This window comes from Pirellulales bacterium, assembly GCA_035499655.1.
Taxonomy (GTDB): Bacteria; Planctomycetota; Planctomycetia; order Pirellulales; family JADZDJ01; genus DATJYL01.
The window spans coordinates 1-3,974 of record DATJYL010000097.1; the positions used below are offsets into that span (position 1 = coordinate 1).

3 protein-coding genes are annotated in these 3,974 nt (G+C 58.4%); 1 reads left to right on the plus strand and 2 read right to left on the minus strand.

Annotated elements, in window-relative coordinates; translation table 11 throughout:
* Positions 1–768: hypothetical protein (locus tag VMJ32_07080; protein HTQ38773.1), on the minus strand; the 768-nt coding region annotated here is incomplete at its 3' end.
* Positions 769–1,091: 323 nt separating this feature from the next.
* On the opposite strand from VMJ32_07080, the gene VMJ32_07085 reads away from it, so the two are divergent.
* Complete coding sequence (locus tag VMJ32_07085; GenBank protein ID HTQ38774.1) at positions 1,092–2,477, plus strand: hypothetical protein; 1,386 nt, start codon at positions 1,092–1,094, stop codon at positions 2,475–2,477.
* Between the two features lie 41 nt (positions 2,478–2,518).
* On the opposite strand, the gene VMJ32_07090 is transcribed toward VMJ32_07085, so the two are convergent.
* Positions 2,519–3,904, minus strand: coding sequence for a hypothetical protein (locus tag VMJ32_07090; protein ID HTQ38775.1), 1,386 nt, complete (start codon positions 3,902–3,904; stop codon positions 2,519–2,521).
* Positions 3,905–3,974: the final 70 nt, after the last annotated feature.

A 3,974-nucleotide genomic window follows, 5' to 3' on the forward strand; every position in this document is an offset into this window, starting at 1 on the left:
ACCCAATTTGAATTGCACCGTAGGTGTTAAGGTCAGCACACCCAATCCACGACCCAATATGCGAATGCTTTCGCTGGTGGTGTGCTGGAAATCGGTATATAAGCCGGGACTGATTTCGAGTTCGGCTCCAAACCAATTGGAGATTTGAGGATTCCACGCGGCATCGAGATAGGCGCCATAAGTCTGCGCCGGCAAGTCGGGGCCAAATGGAACCGGCGGCCCAACCGGATCGGGACCGTCCCACAAATTCAATTGGAAACCTGGCGTAATCAGCAATGGATTGGGGTTCCAGTAAAACGGAATGGCAAATGTGGCCCAGGTGTTGATGGTGTTGATGCCCAAAGCCGTTTCGCCGCCGCCGCGTGCCAGCCAGGTTTCGTCGGCATGCACTTCTTGTAGAAAGCGCATGGTTTTGGTCCATGTGTCGGTGATGGGCGCAAACGTGGGCCCGTTGTAAACAGGCACACCATCCGGATACAGCGCGGCTGGCGTTCCGTTGTACGGCGCCCCAAGGGCTGGCGCGGTGGAATAGGGCGAAGGCGCCGCGTAAGGCCCCGCGTCGGGAGCCAAATAGGGCGCGCTCATCGGTGGCGCGGTGTCGGGAACGGAATAGGGATCGAACGTGGGAGGCGGGATGGCCGGCCCCGAGGGATAGGCCGCCGAGGGCGCCGCCGGCGTGGGAAATTCCACCCGTTGGGCGCGCGCCGTGCGCAGCGGCACGCACGCACCGCAGATCAAAATCGCGATTGCCAGCCTCGGCTTGCTCACCGGGCCATCCTCAATAATTAATTTCGATGCGACGAAGACGAATCGATTCCGTGCCGAAGGGCAGGCCGCCACAGGGTATGCTAGCGGCAACGAGAAAAGAGGCTGGGTAAATACCCGTTCGCAGAGCGATGGTCAAGAGCGATTGCGCGGTGCAGAAAGAACGCCAGCAGAGCATGTGTCAGCAAGCGTAACAATTGAGGAAGCAGTCTTGTGCGGGCGGCCGGAGGCAGATAACCTTTCCGGCCTTATCCCTTTACCGTTCTGGTTTTGCGCGTCCGATTGAATCGTCTTGTCGCAACCGGCAGAGCCCAAAACCGTACTGCATGCTGAAGCTGGCAATCATTACCCTGCTCCTAGAGTCGCTGGCGGGCTGCGCAGAGCTGCCCTCGCATGATGCTGCGCCCATCGATCTGGCACAACGATTGGGCGGCAAGCCCCAGGGGGCTGTCACGGCAACGGAAAAATCGCCAACAGGAACGCTAGTCGTTCCCGCGGATATTGCCGCGGTGGGGAACCAAGATCCAAAAACGCTGGTTCCAGTGTCTGCCAGCGACTCGGAGAACTCGCCACTCAATCGCCAGCAATACGATGCGGCGGTGACCATCGGCGCTTACCGCGGCGAAAGCGACAGCCCACGGTTTCCAGTAGTGCTGGCGGGCACGGTGTACGACAGCACTTCGCCGGCTGGAATATCGGCGCGGATGAGCGACGGCGCACTTCCATTACCCGACCCTGGACCATCGTCCGGCCCGGCAACGTCGTTCGTCGGTACGGTTTGTTCGCTCGACGGCGCAGATGAATCAAAGCCGCAAGTGCAATGGTTACCCCCAGTCGATGTGCAACCTGCCGGATATGGATCCCTCTCAGGCGCCAACGACCAGCCCAACCAACCAGCGGATCAAAACGACCAATCGCCGATTAACGCGGACCCTGGCAGCCTGGGCGCGCCACCGCACGGTTCCCCTGCTCCGGAAGAGTTTTCCGAGCTGCCAGAGCATCCACTGATGTCCAATCTGTGGAATGATGAAGTCAACTTTTATCGTTGCCACAGTCTCGAATGGCTTGCCGTAGGTCTTGGCGCTGCGGCGATCATTGCCAATACGCACATCGATGAAGGGTTCCGCGATGCCTACGGCGAAACACTCCGCCCCAACGACACTCAATTGGATTCGTTCAAACAAATTGGCAGTGGCCAGTATGTCATTCCAAGTTTGGCCGCCATTTGGCTGCTGGATTATGGCATCGACTCTTACGTAGACGACGGGGGTTGGGCCTGCACCAATTGGCTCCAACAGTGGAGCGGCCGATCGATGCGTGGCCTGATCGTAGGAGCTGTCCCTGTGCTCGCGCTGCAATATGTCATTGGATCTTCCCGCCCTAGCTATGGCGTGGGCTCTGGATGGCACCCGTTTAAAGCGAACAACGGTGTTAGCGGGCACGCCTTTGTAGGCGCAGTGCCGCTGTGGACCGCGGCCCAGATGACCGACTGCTGCGCATTAGACGTGGCATTTTATGCCGCCGGAACGCTAGCCGGTTGGGCGCGCATCCACACCGATTCGCATTACCTGTCGCAAGTGATGCTGGGATGGTGGTTAGCAGGCCTTTCGGTTTCAGCGGTGAACCATACCGAACTCGAAAAGCACCAATGGTATACCGTTCCTACTGTTGACGACGGCGGAGTGGGCATCTCGTTGATCCATTTGTGGTAATGGACGTGACAAGTTGCTTGCCCAATCACCGCGTCCCCGGTTCATCCGCCCAATGGATTGTTATCGAGTGCGGATTTCCGAGGCGCCGCTCCGGGCACAGCAGCGGGAGCCGCCGCCTCGCGTTGAACCGCGGCTTCCAAGGTGGCGCCTGCCGCGGCAATGGCCTCAGAAATTGGTCTTTGCCGGTCGATTGGGATAACAAGCGATGCGCCGCCATAAGCAGGTTGGGTTGGAGTCGGCGCGGGCAAAGGCTGCGTGCTACAAGCCGCGATCACGTTGTCCAAAGCGCCGATCATCGAATCGACATACTTCTGAAAGTCAGGCGCCGTGGACATGACACGCACGCCCCCATTGCCGTCGCCACCGACGAAGCCTTGGCGAATTTCCCCCAACTGCTGCGCCAACCGGTCCGCGACAATCGGGGCATGATTCGCGGAAGCCGTGTCTAACTCGTTCTTGTAATCATCCACCGCCAATTTACCCAGACTTTTCGCCAGCGCATTCGGATCGAAGTTTTGCGGCAGATTTAATTTAACTTTCGCGGTTGCGGCGGCCGCGGCGGCTCGAACGGTCACAGAAGTGGAACTATCGTTGATCGTATCGAAAAGCGCGGCCGTGACATCGGGATTTGGTGCGGCGCCGCTGGGCGTAGCACCGTAGAGGGCCACCAACACGTCGATGGCCCGGCGGCAAATCCAATCTTTTGCATCCTGCGTGCCGCCACCCAAATCGTTTCGTTTTTGTAAGGCATCGACGGCGGCGCCAATCACCGCTGGGCGGTGGTCTGCATCAATGCCTCCGGGCGCTTGGGCCTGTCGCACTAATCCTCGCCAGGCGGGAATGCGAACCGCATCGGTCGAATCTTTCGCGGTCGCATATTTCCACAAAATGGGCAGCGCTTGTTTCCAGGGAGACGGATTCGAAGCCGGTCCGTTCGTATCCGTATCATTCAAATCGGCAATCATCATCACCGCATTGGCCCGCACCACGGGATGAAAATTCCCGCTGGCGATTTCATCCATTTTTTTCAATGTCAGGTCGTTCAGACGTTCGTGTGCGGCGGTGTTGGTGGCTTTAGCGGCAAAGTCGTGCTTAAATAGGGCCCGCATACCGGGCGGGTTCCGCCCGCCGATGCCCTCGGCCAGTGGCGATACTATTCGGCTGCCAATCTTGACGTCCTTCCACTCGGTAAACAGCGGAAAGACAATATCATTGAAGTATTGATCGAACGCCGTGGTGTCCATAGCATCGCCGCCGAGCATGCCCGCCACCGATTTGGTTTTATCATCCAGCGCACTGTTTAATTGCGACCAAGCTTGGATCGGCTTGTTGTTGACTTGAAACAGCGGCAACTCGTCATAGTCCTGGGCGTGTGCCTGGATGCAGGCTGTCAACAAAACCACGAACCCCACGGTGGCAAGCCGCATCCTGCCTTGAATACAACGACGCCTCTTGATTTCGAGCTTCATACGCTAAAGTTGCCAATAGCAGTGTTCC